Origin of the sequence: Thermoanaerobacter wiegelii Rt8.B1 (assembly GCF_000147695.2) — a bacterium.
Lineage (GTDB): Bacteria > Bacillota > Thermoanaerobacteria > Thermoanaerobacterales > Thermoanaerobacteraceae > Thermoanaerobacter > Thermoanaerobacter ethanolicus.
The window spans coordinates 1,187,952-1,204,682 of sequence record NC_015958.1 but is presented as its reverse complement, the minus strand read 5'-3'; the positions used below and the strand labels follow the sequence as shown (position 1 = coordinate 1,204,682).

Below are 16,731 nucleotides of genomic sequence, written 5' to 3'. Positions count from 1 at the left end.
TTTATTTTTAAACACTAAATTTTTTTCCAGTAAAAATCGGAATTTACATGCTTCAATTATTATTCATCTAATCCTTGTCATATCATGGGCTAAGCACTATTTGTTTTTTAATCTGCGAAATCTCTGATCTTTTTATATTTTTATCGCTAATTGGGCATTGTTCTACAATGTCTTTTTTATACTTTTATAATATCTCACCCAACTATTGACAAAAAAATTTTAGTGAGTTAATATTTTTATATACAAAATATTTTATATTGAAAATTTTTGAGGTGAAACTTTATGAACAAGGATTGCGATAGTAAGCTTTTATATGATTTGTTGCGTACAATTAGACAAAAACTCAACAACCAATTGAGAGCAAACAACCTCTCTGAATTTCAAAAAGACCTCACAATTGGAGAACAACAAGTAATAATGGTTTTAAGTGAGAATAAAAATACTCCAATATACATGAAAGATATTGCCTCAGAACTAGATATTTCTCCCAGTACCCTTACAAGTATAGTAGATAAACTTGTAGAAAAAGGTTTAGTTCAAAGGGACTTTGATTTAGAAGATAGAAGAAAAATACAAATTTCTTTAACAAAAAAAGGAGAAGATATATATAAACATTTAGTAGACTTTAGAATGAAAGTTTTACAGCCAATTTTTGAAAAACTCTCTCCCCAAGAAATAGAAACATTAAAAAGCATATTGCAAAAAATTAAAGAAGAACTATAATTTTGAAGGTGGTGCTTTATGAAAAACAGTGTAAAAACGTTTTTAATAGTCTTAGTCATCTTAGCAATTGTGGCTTCTACCGTTTATGCAATCTCTATAAAAAACAAAAACTCTGCTTCCACTGTAGAGGTAAATGCTGCTAAAGTTGAAAAAGGTGATATAGTTTCTTTATTCTCTACCACAGGAGTAGTAGAATCAAAGTCCAAACAAGAATATTACATATTATCTCCCACTAAAGTTTTAAAAGTCTATGTATCCGTTGGAGATAATGTAAAAAAAGGAGATAAACTTCTAGAATTAGAAACACAAGATTTATCTATACAATATCAAATTGCACAAAAACAACTGGAAATGGCGCAAATGCAACTGGATGCATTAAAAAAATTAAAAGAAAAACAGTCACAACAATCCCAAGTCGCAGCTCAAATTCCAAATACCTCTTTGCCACAACAACTCCCTTCGGGAGAAAGTACAGTACAACAACCCTCCACTTCTCAGATACAAACTTCTTCTCTTAGCCTTGATGACCAAATAAAACTCCAACAAAAACAAGTAGAAATTGCAGAATTAAATCTCAAAAATATAAAGCAAAATATGTATAAACAGCAAAAATATGTTATTGCTGAATTTGATGGGACAGTAACCATAGTAAATGCCAAAGATAATAGCTATTTTACCTCCTCTCAATTTCCTGCAATTGCAGTAGAAGACTTAAACAACTTGCAAATTGCACTTGATGTAAACCCTTATGATGCGGTAAATTTAAAAGAAGGGCAAAAAGCCTACATACATTTTGCAGACAAAACTTTTGAAGGAGTAGTCAGCAAAGTGAGTCCTACTGCAACAAAAGTAATTACTCAAACAGGAGGAGATAATGTAGTAAAAGTCTATGTGGACCTTTTAAACAATGATGGCACAATAAAGCCCGGTTTTAACGTGGATGTTGATATAAAAATTGGCGAAAAGAAAGATACAATAAAAGTTCCATCAGAAGCAATCGTAAGCGATAAAAATGGCAATGAATTTGTGTATGTAGTAGAAAATGGCATAGCTAAACAAAAGAAAGTAAAAACCGGTCTCGCTTTTGATTTAGAGACAGAAATCATAAGTGGAGTAAATGTTGGTGAAAAAGTCATACTAAACCCCACCAGTTCTATCGAAGATGGCACAAAAGTTAGCGTAAAGGGCGGGAAGGACTGATGATTGAGCTAAGCAATGTAAAAAAGGTGTACAATCTTGGAAAGATACAAGTTGATGCATTAAAAGGCGTATCTTTAAAAATAGATAAAGGTGAATATGTAGCAATTGTCGGTCCTTCTGGCTCTGGCAAATCCACTTTAATGAACATTATAGGCCTTTTAGATAAACCTACATCTGGAAGTTATAAACTCAATGGAACTGAAGTATCAACCCTAAGCGATGACCAGTTAGCTTATTTGAGAAATCGTCAGATAGGATTTGTCTTTCAATCTTTTAACCTTTTGAGCAAATTGAACGCACTGGCAAATGTAGAACTGCCAATGTTGTACGCCAAAATACCATCAAAAGAACGAAGGCAAAGAGCCCTAAGAGCTTTAGAAATAGTGGGATTAAGTGAAAGAATACACCACAAACCTAATGAGCTATCAGGAGGGCAGCAGCAAAGAGTTGCTATTGCCCGTGCTATTGTGATGAATCCTTCTTTTTTGCTAGCAGACGAACCAACAGGAAATCTTGACACAGCTTCTAGCATTGAAATAATGAAAATCTTTTATCAACTCAATGAATCGGGTACTACAATAGTAATGGTTACACATGAGCAAGATATTGCAAATCATGCAAAAAGGATAGTCCGCTTAAGAGATGGAAATATTATAGAAGATACGCTTGTTCCAAACAGAATAACTTATTAGCAGGTGATAAATATGTATATTTGGGAAGCAGTAAAAGTGGCAATTGACAGCATATTGAGTAACAAATTGAGAGCTTTTTTAACGATGTTGGGAATTATAATAGGCATTGCTTCAGTTATAACAATTGTCTCTTTAGGAACAGGTGGCCAAAAGGCTATATTAGGTGAATTTGAAAAAATCGGTGTAAATGTGTTTTCTATTAAAACAAGAAATGACGTAGAAATTAGAGATAGCGATAGATTAGCTATTAGAGATGTAGAAATGATTAGAAAAAGATTGTCTTCTGTAAAATACGCTGCGCCAATTGCAGAAAAAATGGGACTTGCCAAAACAGACAAAGTTACTAAAAGAGCCCTTTTTATAGCTACAGATTTTGATTATGGAAATGTTTCTAACTTAAAAGTAATCTATGGACGATTTTTAAATGAAAAAGATATTCTTTTAGGAAGAAACGTAATACTTATCGATAAAGACTCAGCTAAAGAACTTTTTGGCTATGAAGATTGCGTAGGAAAAAGCATCAAAATAGGCAGCTATTCCTCCTTTGACACAGCAAAGATAATTGGCGTCATTGACAGTGGAAATTTAAAAAGCTTAGGCGGGTCAATAGCTGATCAAATACCTGTAATAGCTGCAATTCCAATAACTTACGCACAAAAAATTTTTCCAGACGTTAATATCTCGCAAATTTACGTAATGACCTATAACCAAAACCAATTAGATGAAACATCCTCCCAAGCCGTGCGTTTGATAGAATCATTACATCACAACAAAAACAAATACAAGACAGAAAACCTCATAAGTTTTTTGGAAGAATTTAATAGAATATTAGGAATATTTACAGCTGTCATAGGTGCCATTGCGGGTATTTCTCTTTTGGTCGGGGGAATAGGGATTATGAATATAATGCTTGTATCTGTAACGGAGCGCACAAGAGAAATAGGAATAAGAAAAGCAATAGGAGCAAGACAAAAGGACATATTGACACAGTTTTTGATTGAAGCAGTTACAATTTCTCTTATAGGTGGAGCAATAGGTATTTTCTTAGGATATATTTTAGCAAATATAGTCGGGCCCTTTATTGATATAACTCCGGTCTTTTCAATAAATACAATATTAATCGCTTTTCTCTTCTCAACAGCAGTAGGGATATTCTTTGGAATCTATCCCGCACAAAAAGCCGCCAAATTAGACCCAATTGTAGCATTACGATATGAATAAAAGCAAGAGGAATAACCTCCTCTTGCTTTTTCACTCCATCAAATCCCTTAAAAACATATTAAGTCTCTTTTCCTTGCCAATAGTTGAAGAGTCCCCATGACCGGGGTATATTGTAACATCATTTCCTAAAACTAAAAGTTTATTTTTTATAGAGTCCATTAAAGTAGAAAAATCTCCTCCTGGAAAATCGTATCTTCCTATAGAGCCTTTAAATAGGATATCGCCGGTAAAACATACATTATTAATTTTAAAACACACTCCTCCTTTTGTGTGCCCTGGGGTGTATATAACTTCTACGCTGTATTTTCCAAAAGTTAAAGTATCACCGTCACTTAATAAAATATCTGCAGGATTGCATAGTATTCTTTTATAGACCATTTCAGATAAGTTTAAACTAGGGTCTAAAAGCATAGGAGCGTCTTCTTTTGAAATGGCAACTCTTGCTTGAGTTAGTTTTTTCAGCTCTTCTACTCCACCTATGTGATCAAAATGCCCATGTGTGAGTAAAATATATTTTACATTTAAATTGTTAGTAATAATATAATCTTGTATTTCAGATGAATATTCCCCTGGGTCTATTACAATTGCTTCACTCTCTTCTTCGTCAGAAACAATATAGCAATTGGCTCCATAAAGTCCTACCATATACCTTTGTATTTTCATAAACTCACTCCTAAAATATTTTTTTAGAATCAATAAGTATAGTAACAGGCCCGTCATTTTCAATTAATACTTTCATCATGGCCTGAAATTTACCTGTTTTGACACTCACACCTCTTTTTTCAATCTCATTTACTAATAAATTAAAATACTTCAAAGCCTCTTCCGGCTTTTGAGCCATCATGAAATTAGGCCTTCTCCCTTTTCTCACATCCCCCAACAAAGTAAATTGAGAAACGAGGAGTATTTCCCCTCCTACATCCAAAAGAGATAAATTCATTTTTCCCTCTTCATCTTCAAAAACACGCAAATTTACTATTTTATCCGCCATATAGGCTACGTCTTCTTCTGTATCATCAACAGAAATACCTACTAAAACAACAAATCCTTTCCCTATTGAACCTATAACTTGGTCATCTACACTAACTTCTCCCCGAGTCACCCGTTGAACAACTGCTCTCAACAAAATCACCTCTATGCACTTAATCGGTAAACATCCATTACTCCCTCTAAAGCTTTTAATTTATTCATAACTTTTTCTAGTTGCTCTTTTGAAGTAATCTCTAAAGTTAAGTTTATAATTGCAATATTGTCTCTCGTTGTTCTCGCATTGACAGCTTTTACAGCAATTTTTACATCTGCAAGAACACTTGTAACTTCTGTTAAAAGCCCAAATCTATCATTGGCCATAATCTGTATATCAGCTTGATAAGCGATGTTCTTACCTTGATCCCACTCTACTTCTACAATCTTGTTCCTATCAAAAAGGTATTCTTTTATATTGGGACAATCTTTTCTGTGAATAGAAATACCCCTTCCTTTAGTCACATAACCTATTATTTCATCACCCGGAACAGGAGAACAACATTTTGCAAACCTCACCATTACATTGTCTACACCTTTTACAATGACCCCCGTTCCGCCTGTTTTCTCTTTTTTCTTTCCAGCCTTATCAATTGGAACGGACTTTAAACCTATTTCTTTCTGAGATTTTTTGATTTCTTCTTTAATTCTCGGTATTACCTGATTTAAAGTTAACCCTCCATAACCAATTGTTGCATATAAATCCTCTATTGTGTGAATGTTGAGTTTTTTAAGCACTTCCTCCCATATCTCACTTTTTATCATAGCAGGTTGTATTCCATGACGCCTGAGGTCTCTTTCTAACATTTCCTCGCCGCGAGCGATATTTTCTTCTCTTTTTTCTTTTTTAAACCACTGTCTGATTTTGTTTCTCGCTTGAGAACTTCTGACAATCTGGAGCCAGTCTCTACTTGGACCTCTGTCTTTATTTGGACTTACTAATATCTCAACAATATCACCGTTTTTTAATTGATAATTTATAGGTACTATTTTACCGTTTACTTTAGCACCATTTAATCGATGACCTATTTCAGTGTGTATGCTGTACGCAAAGTCAATAGGAGTAGACCCCGCTGGAAGATTTATGACATCCCCTTTAGGAGTAAAGACAAAAACCTCATCTGTAAAAAGATCAATTTTTAATGTTTCCATAAACTCTTTTGCATCTTTTAACTCTTTCTGCCATTCTAAAAGCTGCCTAAGCCAAGAAAGCTTTTGGTCAAATTCGTCTTCTGTAGTCTTACCCTCTTTATATTTCCAATGGGCTGCAATACCGTATTCTGCCGTTTTGTGCATCTCCCATGTTCTTATTTGTATTTCAAAAGGTTCTCCTTTAGGACCTATTACTGTAGTATGAAGGGATTGATACATATTAGGTTTTGGCATAGCGATATAATCTTTAAATCTTCCAGGAATTGGCTTCCATAAAGTATGCACAATTCCTAATACGCCGTAACAGTCTTTTACGGTGTTAACAATTATCCTCACTGCTAACAAATCGTAAATTTGCTCGAAAGTTTTATTTTGCGTTTTCATCTTTTTGTAGATACTGTAAAAATGTTTAGGTCGCCCATCTACTTCTGCTTGTATTCCCATTTCTTTTAATTTCTCTTTAATTGTAGTTATGATATTTTGTATAAACTCTTCTCTTTCTTTTCTTTTGGCAGCAACCTTTTCTACGAGGTCATAATACTCCTCCGGATGCAAATATCTCAAACACAAGTCTTCTAATTCCCATTTTATCTTAGATATTCCTAAGCGATGAGCAATAGGGGCATAAATCTCTAAAGTCTCTTCCGCTTTTTCTTTTTGTTTGTCAAGAGGTAAATATTTGAGAGTTCTCATGTTGTGAAGCCTGTCAGCCAGTTTTATGAGTATCACTCTAATGTCTTTTGCCATTGCTATAAGCATTTTTCTCATATTTTCTGCCTGTTGCTCTACTTTGCTCTTGTATTCTATTTTACCAAGTTTTGTAACTCCATCAACCAAATCAGCAATTTCTTTTCCAAAATTTTCCATTAATTGGTCATAAGTCACATCTGTGTCTTCTATTACATCATGTAAAAGGCCTGCTGCAATAGTGGTAATATCTAATTCCAGGTCAGCCAAAATAAATGCAACTTCTATGGGATGAACAATATATGGCTCTCCTGAGTTTCTCATTTGGCCCTCATGGGCATTTACAGCAAAGTCATAAGCTTTGTATATTAACTCTAAATTTGCATCATCACCCATGTATTTTTTTATCCTATTTATCACTTTGTCCAACATAGTTATCACACCTTATAATTAAAGTGGCTCAAAGCCACTTTCGATTAAAACTTTATTAATGAAATTATATCATATCCGTCAAGCTTTTTTCTACCATCTAAAAAAGTTAATTCAGTCAAGAAAATAATAGAATCTACAATTCCCCCTAAGCTTTCCACCAATTTTGCAGAAGCGTAAATTGTGCCTCCTGTCGCCAACAAATCGTCGACTATCACTACTCTTTGTCCCTCTAAAACAGCATCTTTGTGTATTTCAAGAGAATCTGTCCCATATTCCAGTTCATATTCATAGCTTAAAGACTCTGCCGGCAATTTACCCGGTTTTCTTACAGGAACAAATCCTACTCCTAATCTGTAAGCCAGTGGCGCTCCAAACAAAAAGCCTCTTGCTTCCGGAGCAGCAATGAGATCAAATTTTCTCCCTTCCAATGCCTTAGCCAGCATTTCTATAGAATAATTAAAAGCTTTCGCATCTTTTAAAACAGGTGTAATATCTTTAAATTTTATTCCTTTTTTAGGAAAATCAGGTATTTCTCTAATCATCATTTTAATTTCTTCCAGCGTCATTACAAAAACCTCCTTAAATTTTCTGGCTGACAATGAACTTGGCAAATTCAATAAACTCTTTTTTAGCTGAAAATATCTGTTGCATTATTTGAGTTTGTTCAATATTAACCTTTTGTGACACAGAATTTTTACTTAACATAAAAATATTATCACGTTCTTTTACATTTATCAATCCTATTTCTTTCATTGCTTTTATGCAAAATGAAAATTTTATTGGATTTAAATTCAGTTGTGGATGCAAATGATCTTTAAATAAAATGTTGTTTCCTTCTTCTATAAATTTGTAAAGTTTAATAAAGTCCTTTCTTTGAGGAAAAATTTCGTCAAAGGATTTTAAGTTATAATATATATCTGCTTCTTTAAAAACTAAATGAATCCTCTTTCCTTGTGAATGAGAAAGGATGCGGTAAAAGATTTCTTTTTTAAATGGTATATCGTAAATAATTATATCATCATAGTACTTCAATGGTTTTAAAGAATTTGGGAAAAATAGTATACCATTTTCCTTTTCACAATCTCCATTACATAATGAAAAATCCAAAAACTTTTCTTTTCTGAGATATCTAAGTAATGACTTAAGTTCTACAACTGTATTTACTATGACAACCGTTTTGCCTTCTCTTTTAAAAAGTTTTAGCACATATTCCAACTTGTTATTAATTCCTCTTTGGTCAATTATATAATCAACTTTTTTGTCTATCTCTTTTTTCTCGGGCTGATACTCTACCATGATTTTGCTCAAGTTTTTATAATAGGAAAACAAAGGTAACTTAATTCTTAAATCTTTTACATTTATCATTACTGACTCTATACCATTCCAGCTGTTTATTTCAATGCTTCCCACAACATCTATTATATCTCCTATTTTTACATCGTTTCCCTGGTCTGATACATCAAATAACATAAGCTCATACCCAAACTTGTCTTTTTGTGCGATGATTTTTTTGTATTTTCCACCATTTAAGTCAAATACTTTTGTAACTGTCAAACCCTCAAATAAAAAATTAGGCCGAGGATTATTGCTGCCAAAAGGTTTAAACCTTTGAAGTTGTTTAGCTATTTCTATATCTATCTTTTCATTTTTAACCTTTGCATCTATTCTTAAACTTGGAATTAAATCAAGATCACTAAGCACCGTATCAGCGTATTCATTTATCTTAGTTTTAAAAATCTCCAAATTGTTTTTTTCAATATTTATTCCAGCAGCCATTTCATGACCGCCATATTTTATCAAATAATCTTTACAGTATTCTAATGCTTTATACAAATTAAAGCCTTCTATGCTTCGCCCTGAACCTTTTCCTTCCCCTTCTCCTAAACTTATAAGTATAGAAGGTCTATGAAACCTTTCTGTTATCCGGGATGCCACAATTCCAATAACACCTGGATGCCAATTTTTATCCCACAGTACAATTACTTTTTCCTTATTTAAATCAACCGTCTCTTTTATTTTTTTGATTGCTTCCTGAAGTATTTGATTTTCTATTTGTTGCCTCTTTAAATTTTCTTGATTTAAATATTCTGCTATCTCTTCTACTTCTTTTTCATCTTGGCTTATCAATAACCTCACAGCCGCTTCTGCACTTCTTAATCGCCCTGCAGCATTAAGGCGAGGAGCTAATATAAATCCCACATGATATTCATCAATTTCAATATTTTGTAATCCAGAAGCTTTTATGAGGGCTTTTAAACCTATATTTCGTGTTTCATTTAGCCTTTTTAGTCCTTCTTTTACAATTATTCTATTTTCTCCTAATAAAGGGACAATATCTGCAATAGTTCCTATTGAAACAATATCCAAAAGTTCATAAGCTTCTTCTCCAATAAGAGCTTGTGACAGTTTAAAAGCAACCCCTACCCCTGCCAGGTCACAAAAAGGATATTCAATATCAGGCAAATGGGGATTTATCACCACATCTGCTTGTGGTATCTCCTTAGGGATACTGTGGTGGTCAGTTATTATCACGTCTATTCCTAAAAATTGGGCTTTTTCCACTTCCTTAACAGAGGTTATACCGCAATCTACACTAATTATAAGTTTTGTTCCTCTCTGTGCAATTTTGTCTATTGCTTCTTCATTTATACCATATCCTTCAACTAATCTTTCCGGTATATAATAATCCACTTTTGCTCCTAATTTTTTTAAGGTTAAATATAAAACAGAGGTGGCAGTAATTCCATCTACATCGTAATCACCGTAAATGGTGATTAGGTCCTTCAAGGCGATATGTTGTTGTATCAATTCTTTTGCCTCTTTTATCCCCCTCAGGAGATAAGGAGAATACAAATCTTTTAAATCAGGATTTAAAAAATTCTTAACTTCTTGGGCATTTAATTTTGATGAAAGTATATCAGCAATTATTTTGTGTAACCCGTATTCTCTTTGTATTTCTTGAGTAAGTTGAAGATTTGGATTTTCCTTCAAAATCCACCTGTAAATTTTGGCCATCAAATCACCCACAAATTCTCCTATTTTTTTCTCCTCTCAACTATAAAGATTCGGTAGAAGACCCACAAACATAGAAATAAAGCAACTACATAACCAAAAAGCCCCAATGCATTGTAGCCGAAAACTTTATATCCCCCTTGAAATGTCAAAACCAATGAAGAAGCTACAATCAATGCTGATGCTATGATACTTACAATAACTTTATTTATCATAATATTTAAATCGTAACGCAGGCTTTCACTTTCATCAATGTTTATTCTCACTTTTATATCGTCTTTTATAAGCTTTGTCATTATACTTTGGATTTTAGAAGGAAGTTTTCTCAATACTATTATTGCTTTATGTAAATCTTTGGAGTTTTCTTTTAATATTTTAGTTAAACTAATATTTCTCAAATATACCTGCTTTATAAAATCTTTTGCTACACTAGAAATGCAAAAATCGGGATCTAAGCTTCTGCCCACACCTTCTACTGTAGCTAAAGACTTGAGGAGTAAAGTAAACTCTGGAGGCAAGATCAGCTTGTGCTTATAAACAGTTGACATTATTTTCCTCATTGAATCGTTCACACTGATATTTTTTAGTGGAGTGTTGTAAAAATAATTTATTATATGGCTCAAATCAGACTTAAGAGTTCTAAGGTTAGTATCAGGCCTTATGGCCCCTACATCCGATAAAACTTCTATTACTTCCTCAATATCATTCTCGGCAAAGGCTTTAAAAAGGTCAATTATCATTTCTCTTGAGGATTTATCAAGGTAGCCTACAATTCCAAAATCAATATAAGAAATTTTGCCATCATTTGTGATTAATATATTACCAGGATGAGGATCTCCATGGAAAAGGCCAAATTCATAAACTTGTAAAAATATGGCCCATGCTCCCTCTCTTGCAATTTTCTTTAAATCGAAACCTTTTTTTACAAGTAAATCTCTATTTTTTACACTTATGCCTTCTACGTATTCCATTGTAAGAACGCGCTTTGTGGTGTATTTCCAATATATTTTAGGTATATATATGTAACTTTCCTTCTCAAAATTTTCTCTAAAGCGTTCGGCGTTATTTCCTTCTTGGGCATAATCCAATTCGTTGAGAAGAGATTCGGCTAATTCATCAATAATTTCTACAAAGTCTACAGGAGCATCAACTATACGCTCATTTAGAATTTTGGCAATATTTTTCAAAATTATTATATCAGCATTTATCTTCTGTGACACTTCTGGACGTTGTACTTTAACAACAACATCTTTCCCTTCTTTAATTTTTGCCCTATAAACTTGTCCAATAGAAGCTGAAGCAATAGGAGTTTCTTCAAAATAAGTAAAAAAATCCGATATCTTGCCTTTTAATTCACTTTCTAAAATATTCTTTATAGCTACAAAGTCTTCTGGTTCTACATCATCTTGAAGTTTAGCAAGTTCCAACAAAATATCATGAGGAATAAGGTCCCCTCTTGTACTTAAAAGTTGCCCTAGTTTTATAAATGTAGGACCTAATTCCTCCAATGTTTTCCTAATCCTCTCTCCAACTTCCATGTAATCATGACTTTTCAGTATATAAAACGGTATATGTCCACCTTTTAACAAAATATCAGAAATAAAACCAAAGCCATTTTTTGTTAAAACCTTCAATATTTCTCTATACCTTTTGGCAATTTTTTTGTTTCTAAAAATAAAAGGCAAATTCATCGTTTCACCTCAATAAAAATATAGTAGCATTATCTCTCAGAAAAGAGATACTATGCCACTATATTTTTTATATTACTTAAACTTAAGCTTTTGCAGGTTTATTAGAGGTTTTTCTTCTCTTTTCCCTATTTTTAATTAATACCCAAAGAGGAGTAGAGATAAATATCGAAGAATATGCTCCCCAAGTTATACCAATAAGTAAAGGCAATGCGAAATCTTTCAATGCCTTAGGTCCTAAGAAATACATTAAAACTAGCATAATTAATACTGTCAAAACTACGTTTATCGACCGTGTAAGAGTCTGGTTTATACTCACATTCGCAATTTCTGTATAATCAGATCTTCTCATACTTTTTAAATTATCTCTTATTCTGTCAAAAATTACAATAGTATCGTGAAGAGAATAGCTAAATACTGTCAAAAGAGCCGCTATAAAAGGCGAGTCTACTGTTATTTTGAAAATAGCGTAAATTGAAATTAATATTATCACATTATGCAATAACCCAACAACTGCTGCCAAGCTCATTTCAAAATTAAATCTAAAGCCTAAATAGGTAAGCATCACTGCAGAAGCTACTAAAAGCGCTAGTATCATTCCAAATTTTATCTCAGCTCCTAAAGAAGGCCCAACTTGCTGTGACATTATTAAGTCATTTTCTGTTAAGTTGTACTTTTTTTCGATATCTTTTATTATTGAAAGCCGCGTTTCATTGGAAATAGGACTTGTCTTTATTGAAACATGATCACCTTTTGTCCCTATTTTTTGTATTTGATAGTCTTTAACTTTATATTCGTTTAAAATTTTAATTATATCCTTCGTATCAAAAGATTTGCCAATTTTAAACTCCATTATTGTTCCGCCAGTAAAATCTATTCCCCAATTAAATCCATTTACAAGCATAGCTATTACGCCAATTAAAATCATAATCCCTGATATCGCAAACCAAATTTTCGTTTTGCCAATGACATCTATATGAAATCTATGTTGGTTCACTCAATTCCCCTCCTATGCTCCATAAAGTTTTATATTCTTTGTCAAGTCCATATCAAGAAGTGCATGCAACAAAAATCTCGTTACAGTTATAGCTGTGAATAAGCTGGATGTCACACCTATTAGAAGTGTTAAAGCAAATCCTTTAACATTTCCTGAACCCAAGTAGAAAAGGATAATAGCTCCAATTATAGTGGTTATATTAGCATCAAATACTGCCCTAAAAGCTTTCGCGAAGCCGGCATCTAAAGCAGGTCTTATGCTTTTACCTGCCCACAATTCCTCTTTAAATCTTTCAAAAATTAAAATATTAGTATCGACAGCCATACCTATTGACAATAAGAAACCTGCAATACCTGGCAAATCTAATGTTATATTAAATAACGCATAAACGATGAAGTTTATTAATATATATATTAATAAGGCTAAGTCTGCTACAAAACCAGGTAATCTATAAAAAGCTATCATAAACAACATAACCAGTAAAGTACCGTATATACCAGCTTTTAAGCTAGCATTCAAAGCACTCGGACCTAACGTTGCACCTACAGAACTATAAGCTATGGGTTTTAATGTGACAGGCAAAGAACCAGCTCTTATAAGTGTAGCTAATTCAGATGCTTCTTGGAAGTCCTTCAAACCAGTAATCACCGCATTTCCATTTGTGATAACACTTTGCACTGTCGGAGCTGATATTACCTTATCATCTAAAACTATTGCAATAGGTTGATTTAAAAATTTTTGAGTGGCTTCTGCAAATTTTTTTGTTCCTTCAGCATCAAGTACTAACGTAACTTCTGGTTGCTGGATTCCTGTTTGAGTTTGAGCATATACTGCTTTTGAATCTTTTACATTAGCACCTGTTAAAATAACCTGACCATCTGGACCAACAAACTTCAATTGAGCAGTTTTACCTATTATCTCTATTGCCCTATCAGGGTCATTCATGCCAGGCAACTCTACACGAATTCTATTTGACCCCTGTTGACTTATTACAGGCTGTGTCACGCCAAGAGCATCTACCCTGTTCCTTATGACTGCAATAGCTTTATTTATCGCATCTTGTGTAACATTACCTTGTGCTTCTTCTAATACATAAACGCCTCCTCTTAAGTCTAGCCCCAATCTCATGTGATCCTGTACTGGGCTTATAGAATAATTGCCTGCCTTTATTCCAAAAAAGGCTATATATGCAACTATTGCTGCAACAATGATTACAGAAAAAAATTTGATAAAACCTCTACTTCTCATTCGAATCCTCCTTCGTAGTTTAACTATTTTCTATTATATTACTTTTATTGTAAACGGTCAATTGCCCAAAGTTAGAAAAATGCAATTTTGCTAATTCTACATAATGTTCATAGGAGCGATGAATATTTTCAATTTCCTCTTGAGTAAGTTTCCTTATAACTTTTGCAGGATTCCCAAAAGCAAGACTGCCCTCAGGAATCTTTTTACCTCCTGTCACTAGTGATCCTGCTCCTATTATACAATTATCTCCTATTTCTGCATCATCTAATATAATTGCTCCCATACCTATTAGCACACTATTTCCTATCTTGCAAGCATGGACTATCGCCTCATGTCCTATTGTGCAGTAATTTCCTATATAACAGGGATGTCCCTCTGTAACATGTACAACACAATTATCTTGTATATTAGTTCCTTCTCCAACAACTATTTTATCTATATCTCCTCTTAGCACAGCCCCATACCATATATTTGCATCTTTTTTTATTTCTACATCTCCAATAACCTCTGCTGTTTCCGCTATATACGCCTCAGCATCTATTTTGGGTTTCATACCCTTATATTCCTTTATAATCATTTTCCTCACCCTTTAGCATTTGATATGCTTTTATGGCAATCGCATTTTCAAAACGCCTTTTTTGCATTTCACAAGCCAGCTCATAAGGTTTATTAATATCTCCATTTATGTTGTAGTTATTTGCAAAGCAACCTCCACTACAATAGAACCTTGCCCAACATTTTGTACATTCTTCTCTTTTGTAAATATCGCTTTCCATAAATTTTTGCTGTAATTTTTTATTAGTTATACCTTCTTCAAGATTTCCTAATTTAAATTCCTCAATACCCACAAATTGATGGCAAGGATAAATATCCCCATCGGGAGTCACCGCTATATACTCGAAGCCAGCACCACAGCCTTGAAGCCTTTTTTTAACGCAAGGCCCTCCTTCTAAATCTATTTTAAAATGATAAAAAGAAAAAGGCCTTCCTTCTTCGTATCTCTCTATATATTCTTCTGCTAATCTGTCATATTCATTTAAAATTCTCTCTAAATGCTCTTCCTTTAATGTATAGTCTTTATCTTCTTTTTCAACTACCGGCTCTACAGATATTTCATAAACTCCTAAATCAGCAATGTGCAACACATCATTGGCAAAATCTAAATTTTTTGAAGTAAAAGTCCCTCTAACATAGTATTCCTTTTTCCCTCTTGACTCAACAAACTTTTTTATTTTGGGAACTATTGTATCATATGTTCCACTGCCGTCTACGCGTATTCTCATGTTGTCATTTACTTCTTTTCTTCCATCCAAACTAAGTACCACATTAGAAAAATTTTCATTAAAATACTTTATTTTCTCATCATCCAGCAAAACTGCATTCGTCGTTATGGTAAATTTAATTACTTTTTTATTCTCTTTCGCCTTTTCTTTTCCATATTCTACTAACTTCTTGACTACATCAAAATTTAAAAGGGGTTCACCGCCAAAAAAGTCAACTTCAATGTTTCTCCTTTTTCCAGAACTTTTTATTAAAAAATCGATTGCTTTTTTGCCCGTCTCAAAATCCATCAACTTGCGACTACCTTTAAAATCCCCAGTAGAAGCAAAACAATATTTGCACCTTAAATTGCAATCGTGAGCAACATTTAAACACATCGCTTTTATAACAGAATCATTTCTCGACACTGCAATATCTTTATATATATCTTCTGAAAATAATAGCCCTTTTTCTTTTAATTCGTCAATTTCTGCAATAGCTTCCAGTATATCTTCTTTTTTATATTTATGTTGAAGTAAATTTACAATTTCTTCTTTTGAGTAATTTTCGTAAAAGTCCAAAATATCATAAATAATATCGTCTACCACATGGATAGAGCCACTTACCGGATCTACTACAATATTCATTCCCAGTCTTTTAAATTTATGCATTAACTCTGACATTTTTTAACCTCCATTGCAAGTTTAAATGGCAGTAACTATTTTACTGCCATTTTGAGTATTATGTATTAGTATTGACATTCTTGGTTTGCTACAGTGCAAGATGTTTTACAAGCTGATTGACAAGATGCCTGGCATTCGCCACAGCCTGGCTTTTTTAAGCTATTTTTTAACGTTGGCCTGTTAATTGTTATAACATGCTTCATTTTTCTTCCCTCCTCTTCCTGATTTATTATAACACATAAAGAGAAGGAATTGAAGCTATAAATTGATGCCTATCATACCACCTAAAGCTCCTAAAACAGCTCCCCAAGCGTATTTTACTGCCCAAGAAGAAGTAGGCCCTAATTCTTTTACAAAAAATGCTCCTAAAACTAACATAATGGTTACATATAAAATACCAGCAATTCCTCCATTTAGCCAACCTTTGTTGGTGGTATGCCTTGCAGATAAGGCACCTGATAAAACTATACCTATTATGGTTATTAATAAAGTAAGGGTAGGTAAAGTTAATTCAGATACAGCTGTAAAGGTCAAAAGCAAAGCGTAAATTATGAAAAAACTAAGAGTGATAATGTAAGCTATTAAAACTCCTGTAAAAATTCCAGTAATATTTATGCCAGTTCCCTTTTCCATGCCAAACCTTCCCTTCAAAGTCTCACCCCCACAGTTTTCTTACTAATATGTATGCTTTTTATTTTAAACATAGTACATAA

The 16,731-nt window shown here is 33.2% G+C and carries 16 protein-coding genes; 4 read left to right on the top strand and 12 right to left on the bottom strand.

Annotation, left to right across the window (positions count from 1 at the left end; genetic code table 11):
• Nucleotides 1-282: 282 nt before the first annotated feature.
• Genes THEWI_RS05855 through THEWI_RS05840 form a run of 4 tightly spaced genes read left to right on the top strand, consistent with a single transcriptional unit; the run spans nt 283 to nt 3,836 of the window.
• On the top strand, nt 283-723 hold the full coding sequence (locus THEWI_RS05855; RefSeq protein ID WP_003869777.1) for a MarR family winged helix-turn-helix transcriptional regulator: 441 nt from the start codon (nt 283-285) through the stop codon (nt 721-723).
• Between the two features lie 18 nt (nt 724-741).
• Nucleotides 742-1,923: an efflux RND transporter periplasmic adaptor subunit gene (locus THEWI_RS05850; protein WP_014062775.1), complete on the top strand. Its 1,182-nt coding sequence runs from the start codon at nt 742-744 to the stop codon at nt 1,921-1,923.
• Nucleotides 1,923-2,615 (top strand): ABC transporter ATP-binding protein, encoded by a 693-nt coding sequence (locus THEWI_RS05845; RefSeq protein WP_003869775.1) that lies wholly within the window; start codon nt 1,923-1,925, stop codon nt 2,613-2,615. Before THEWI_RS05850 ends, THEWI_RS05845 begins: the two co-directional genes overlap by 1 nt.
• A gap of 12 nt (nt 2,616-2,627) precedes the next feature.
• Nucleotides 2,628-3,836 carry an ABC transporter permease gene (locus THEWI_RS05840; protein ID WP_014062774.1) on the top strand — a complete coding sequence of 403 codons (1,209 nt, stop codon included), beginning with the start codon at nt 2,628-2,630 and terminating at the stop codon, nt 3,834-3,836.
• Between the two features lie 30 nt (nt 3,837-3,866).
• On the opposite strand, the gene THEWI_RS05835 is transcribed toward THEWI_RS05840, so the two are convergent.
• The 12 genes from THEWI_RS05835 to THEWI_RS05785 form a co-directional block, all read right to left on the bottom strand.
• On the bottom strand, nt 3,867-4,499 hold the full coding sequence (locus THEWI_RS05835; protein ID WP_014062773.1) for an MBL fold metallo-hydrolase: 633 nt from the start codon (nt 4,497-4,499) through the stop codon (nt 3,867-3,869).
• A gap of 10 nt (nt 4,500-4,509) precedes the next feature.
• Nucleotides 4,510-4,959 carry a D-aminoacyl-tRNA deacylase gene (dtd, locus tag THEWI_RS05830; RefSeq protein WP_041589209.1) on the bottom strand — a complete coding sequence of 150 codons (450 nt, stop codon included), beginning with the start codon at nt 4,957-4,959 and terminating at the stop codon, nt 4,510-4,512.
• A gap of 11 nt (nt 4,960-4,970) precedes the next feature.
• Nucleotides 4,971-7,130 (bottom strand): RelA/SpoT family protein, encoded by a 2,160-nt coding sequence (locus tag THEWI_RS05825; RefSeq protein WP_014062771.1) that lies wholly within the window; start codon nt 7,128-7,130, stop codon nt 4,971-4,973.
• 44 nt (nt 7,131-7,174) lie between these two features.
• Nucleotides 7,175-7,696, bottom strand: coding sequence for an adenine phosphoribosyltransferase (locus THEWI_RS05820; RefSeq protein ID WP_014062770.1), 522 nt, complete (start codon nt 7,694-7,696; stop codon nt 7,175-7,177).
• A gap of 13 nt (nt 7,697-7,709) precedes the next feature.
• A complete protein-coding gene (recJ, locus tag THEWI_RS05815) occupies nt 7,710-10,157 on the bottom strand; it encodes a single-stranded-DNA-specific exonuclease RecJ (protein ID WP_014062769.1) in 2,448 nt (815 codons plus the stop codon).
• A gap of 8 nt (nt 10,158-10,165) precedes the next feature.
• On the bottom strand, nt 10,166-11,833 hold the full coding sequence (gene ubiB, locus THEWI_RS05810) for a 2-polyprenylphenol 6-hydroxylase (RefSeq protein ID WP_014062768.1): 1,668 nt from the start codon (nt 11,831-11,833) through the stop codon (nt 10,166-10,168).
• 82 nt (nt 11,834-11,915) lie between these two features.
• Nucleotides 11,916-12,827, bottom strand: coding sequence for a protein translocase subunit SecF (secF, locus tag THEWI_RS05805; protein WP_014062767.1), 912 nt, complete (start codon nt 12,825-12,827; stop codon nt 11,916-11,918).
• Nucleotides 12,828-12,839: 12 nt separating this feature from the next.
• Nucleotides 12,840-14,075 carry a protein translocase subunit SecD gene (secD, locus tag THEWI_RS05800; RefSeq protein ID WP_003869766.1) on the bottom strand — a complete coding sequence of 412 codons (1,236 nt, stop codon included), beginning with the start codon at nt 14,073-14,075 and terminating at the stop codon, nt 12,840-12,842.
• Nucleotides 14,076-14,094: 19 nt separating this feature from the next.
• A complete protein-coding gene (locus THEWI_RS05795) occupies nt 14,095-14,652 on the bottom strand; it encodes a gamma carbonic anhydrase family protein (protein WP_014062766.1) in 558 nt (185 codons plus the stop codon).
• The gene (gene scfB, locus THEWI_RS05790; protein WP_014062765.1) at nt 14,633-16,018 is read right to left on the bottom strand and encodes a thioether cross-link-forming SCIFF peptide maturase; all 1,386 of its coding nucleotides are present in this window, start codon (nt 16,016-16,018) and stop codon (nt 14,633-14,635) included. Before scfB ends, THEWI_RS05795 begins: the two co-directional genes overlap by 20 nt.
• A 65-nt stretch (nt 16,019-16,083) precedes the next feature.
• Entirely contained in the window at nt 16,084-16,221 is a 138-nt protein-coding gene (scfA, locus tag THEWI_RS13885; protein ID WP_003869763.1) for a six-cysteine ranthipeptide SCIFF, read from the bottom strand.
• Between the two features lie 55 nt (nt 16,222-16,276).
• Nucleotides 16,277-16,669: a TIGR04086 family membrane protein gene (locus tag THEWI_RS05785; RefSeq protein ID WP_003869762.1), complete on the bottom strand. Its 393-nt coding sequence runs from the start codon at nt 16,667-16,669 to the stop codon at nt 16,277-16,279.
• Nucleotides 16,670-16,731 lie beyond the last annotated feature (62 nt).